A 3,663-nucleotide genomic window follows, 5' to 3' on the forward strand; every position below is an offset into this window, starting at 1 on the left:
ACCACCGGCTTGTGCACGCGCTGGCCGGTCGGCTGGCCGGACTGCGGGTCGCGCGGGATGATCACTTCGTGGTTGAAGCCCTGGACCATCACCTGGTCCTCGTGGCCTTCCTGGTAGGTGTTGCCGACCGAATCCTCGGTGAAGGCGCCGGCGGTGATCAGGCCCTGCTTGGTGCCGGTGATGGACATATAGGCGGGTGTTGCCATGGATGCATTCCTTGTCAGTGGTAGCCGGGACGACATGTCCTGGTGCGGCAGCTACCCAACAAGCTTCGTGCCAATAAAATATTTACCTTTTAAATCAATTTGTTGAAGACTTTCCCGGCCCGCACGAACGTTTTTCCCCGGGTTTATCCCGAAAAAGTGAGCAAGTTGTTGCACAGTGCTATGCAAGAACTTGCTCACTTCATCGAAGACCCCGCCAGACCTTGGCCCCGGCGTTGTATCCACAGCTTTTCCCGAAGTTATCCAGCAAAAAGTTGCACACCTGCCGAGTGCCTCAGAGCCAGTTCTTGAACTTGAACCAGAGGTACGGAAGGATCGCCGATACCACCATCATCCCCAGCGCCATCGGATAGCCGATGGACCAGTCCAGCTCGGGCATGTCCTTGAAGTTCATGCCGTAGACCGTGCCCACCAGGGTCGGCGGCAGGAACAGTACGGCAGCGATGGAGAACACCTTGATGATGCTGTTCTGCTCGATGTTGATCAGGCCAAGGGTCGCGTCGAGGAGGAAGTTGATCTCGGTGGACATCTTCGCCAGGTACTCGTCCAGCGAGCGCACGTCGCGCTCCACGGTCTTCGCCAGCACCTTGGCCGGCTCGGAAAGCCAGCCGTTGCAACCCTGGCGGAAATAGCTGTTCATCCGATTGATGCTGAGCAGGCTGTCGTTGAGCTTGGACAGCAGCGAGCTGCTGCGCCCGAGGTGCTTGATGATCTGCTGCAGGTCGGTCTTCGGCTTGCGGGTCTGGGCGGTGGACTCGGCGAAGATCTCCCGCGACATGCTGCTCAGTTGCCCCTGTACGGCCTCCAACACGTCGGCGATGCGGTCCACCAGGCTGTCCATCATCAGGGCGAACAACTGGGTGCTGCTGCGGTTGGCGTCGAGCTGGCGGATGCAACGGTTCTCGAACTCGCGGAACGAACGCAGGTCGGCGTAGCGCACGGTAATCAGCCATTTCTCGCTGAGTACGAAGGTCACTTCCTCTGTGCTCGGCCGGTGCTCGGTGATCCCGCCGACCACCGAAGTGGTCATGTAGAGGACGTTGCCGTCCTCGTAGAAGCGCGACGAATCCTCGATCTCGGCCATCTCCTCGCGGGTCGGGATGTTCACCTGCAGGTGGGATTCGAGCAGGCGCTCCTCTTCGGGGGTCGGGTGATGCAGGTCGATCCACAGGGTGCCCGGCGGCAACCCCCGCTGGGCATCGTCGTGCTGGCGTCGCTCCAGGCGGTCGCCGGAAAGGATGTAATAGGTGATCATGTCGGGTATCGCTACCTTCGCGGCCATCCGTTGGCCAAGCAGGGTGGACAACTTCCCGCCGCCGCACAAGCGGTACTTTGCGCCAGAACGAGGAACGCCCGATGAGCGAACAGGACGACAACCAGGAAGACGGCTTCGCCGAGGAAAAACTGATCCAGGCCATCGAGAACCAGATCGAAAGCGAGAATCCGCCGGCGGCGCGCGCCGTGTTCAACAAGCTGACCCTGGTCGGCTACGAGCGCGACGAGGCACTGGGCATGATGGCCTACGTGCTGGCCCACGAGATCAACGCCATGCTCGCCGCCGACCGCGCTTTCGACAGCGCCGGCTACGAGCATGCGCTGCGTGCCCTGCCGACGTTGCCGGACGACGAATGAGCGGAGCCGGGCCGACTGGTGCCGGCGAATGCCCCTCGTATCCATACGGTTTTGTTTCGCCAAACGCCTGCCGCTCTGGTAGAAAGGTGGCGCCCACTCTCCGTGCCACCTGCTTTCGCGGAGCGATACCGGATGCGATCCTGGTTCCACTTCCTGCCCATCTGCCTGCTGCTGGCCCTTTCCGGCCCGACAGCGGCCGTCCCGACAGAACCCCTGGTGCTCGGCGCCGAAGACGACTGGTATCCCTATACCGCCTACAAGGACGGCCGCATCCAGGGCATGAGCGCAGACATCGTGCGGGCCGCCTTCAGGGCTGCGGACACGCCGGTCCAGCTCAATCCCTACCCCTACTCCCGCTGCATGAAGCTGGCCCTGAAAGGCTTGATCGCCGGCTGCTTCAACACCTCGCCGAACCCGCACATCCTCGCCGACTACCGTCTGCCCCGGCATCCGTTGTTTCGCGCGGAGATCCAGCTCTGGGCGCGACGCGACGAAGCGCGGCCGGTGAATGCGGAGCAGGCGCTGAGCGGACGGAAAGTCGCGGTGACCCTCGGCTATGAATACGGCGACGGCTTCGATCGCCGCCACGACCTGGTGCGCATCCCGGTGCGCAAGGACTACTACGGTTTCCTCATGCTCCAGCGAGGCCGCGTCGACTACGCCCTGGCCTACCGCAATACGGCTCGCCAGTTGTTCAGCGAACATCCCGAACTGGAAGGCCAGTTCCAGCCGGTGGCCACGGTCCACCGCCCGGAGCTGTACCTGTCGTTCTCGCGCCGCCACCCGCAGGCCGAGCATCTGCTCGAACGCTTCGACCTCGGCATGCAGCGCATCCTCGCCAGCGGCGAGTACCAGAAGATCCTCGACGGCTGGAGCCAGGCCGCCGACGCTACGCCCTAGTCCAACTACACTCACCGGTGCTCAACACCGTAAGGAGCCGACATGGCCTTCACTCCCGAGCTGATCGACGAACTGGAACTGCTGGCGCTCTTCAACCTGAACAACACCCAGGAAGGACTCAAGGTCCATCACACCGCCGACGGCAAGGCCGTCGCCGCCGCCCGACGCCTGCACGACAAGGGGCTGATCGACCAGCCCGACGGCGGCTACCTGACCAGTCTCGGGCTGGACGCCGCGGAGCAGGCACAGGGCCTGCTGACCATCCTCAAGGGTTGACGGAAGCGACCATCGCGACCTGCTCCCGACAGGCCGCGACGGTTGCCCCGGTTCGCGGTGCGGCGCTCAAGCCGCCGCGCTTCCGGGCGATACAATGGCATGACCGGAGCCAGGCACGGCGCCTGGCCTTGCCTGTGCCCGGACGCCCATGAACCGACACCCCGCACTCAGCCTCGATCTCGACGATGGCATCGACCGCAAGGTCCTCGGCCAGTTGCGCCAACGCTTCCTGGCGGTCAACGCCGGTCGCCTGCAACGCGCCCGACAGGCGTTGTCCAGCCGCCAGGAGCGGGTCCTGCGCCTGCTACCGCTGCTGTTCCACATCAACCATCCGCTGCTGCCGGGCTACCTGTCGGCCAGCACGCCGGCGGGCCTGAGCGGTTTCGAGGCGGACGACGAAGTACTCGCCGAAGCCCAGCGCCTGGCCCGTTCGTTTGTCTACAAGCCACGCAGGCAGGAACCCGCACAACAGCCGATCCACGGCCTGTTCCTGATGGGCAGCCTGGGGAGCCTGGCCCAGGAGGAACAGAGCGATCTCGACCTCTGGGTCTGCCATGCCCCAGAACTGGAGCTCGGCGCGCGCCAGGAGCTGCGCCGCAAGTGCGCGTTGATCGAGGACTGGGCGCGCAGC

The 3,663-nt window shown here is 64.0% G+C and carries 5 protein-coding genes and 1 pseudogene; 4 read left to right on the top strand and 2 right to left on the bottom strand.

Going from position 1 to position 3,663, the window contains the following annotated elements; genetic code table 11:
- Window positions 1–206: type VI secretion system tube protein TssD (gene tssD / locus FFS27_RS30355; protein ID WP_124075275.1), on the bottom strand; the 206-nt coding region annotated here is incomplete at its 3' end.
- 292 nt (window positions 207–498) lie between these two features.
- Window positions 499–1,479, bottom strand: coding sequence for a magnesium transporter CorA family protein (locus FFS27_RS30360; protein WP_003096411.1), 981 nt, complete (start codon window positions 1,477–1,479; stop codon window positions 499–501).
- Window positions 1,480–1,580: 101 nt separating this feature from the next.
- Here FFS27_RS30360 and FFS27_RS30365 point away from each other — a divergent pair, with 101 nt between their 5' ends.
- The 4 genes and pseudogenes from FFS27_RS30365 to FFS27_RS30380 all read left to right on the top strand — a co-directional run.
- Window positions 1,581–1,856: a hypothetical protein gene (locus FFS27_RS30365; RefSeq protein WP_003114340.1), complete on the top strand. Its 276-nt coding sequence runs from the start codon at window positions 1,581–1,583 to the stop codon at window positions 1,854–1,856.
- Window positions 1,857–1,988: 132 nt separating this feature from the next.
- Window positions 1,989–2,756, top strand: a complete 768-nt coding sequence (locus FFS27_RS30370; protein ID WP_023101717.1) for a substrate-binding periplasmic protein — start codon at window positions 1,989–1,991, stop codon at window positions 2,754–2,756.
- A gap of 42 nt (window positions 2,757–2,798) precedes the next feature.
- A complete protein-coding gene (locus FFS27_RS30375; protein ID WP_003096418.1) occupies window positions 2,799–3,032 on the top strand; it encodes a TIGR02647 family protein in 234 nt (77 codons plus the stop codon).
- A 148-nt stretch (window positions 3,033–3,180) separates the two neighbouring features.
- Window positions 3,181–3,663, top strand: a pseudogene (locus FFS27_RS30380) (class I adenylate cyclase); the annotation flags it as partial.

The sequence above is a fragment of the Pseudomonas sp. 2VD genome, from assembly GCF_005503585.1.
Lineage (GTDB): Bacteria > Pseudomonadota > Gammaproteobacteria > Pseudomonadales > Pseudomonadaceae > Pseudomonas > Pseudomonas aeruginosa.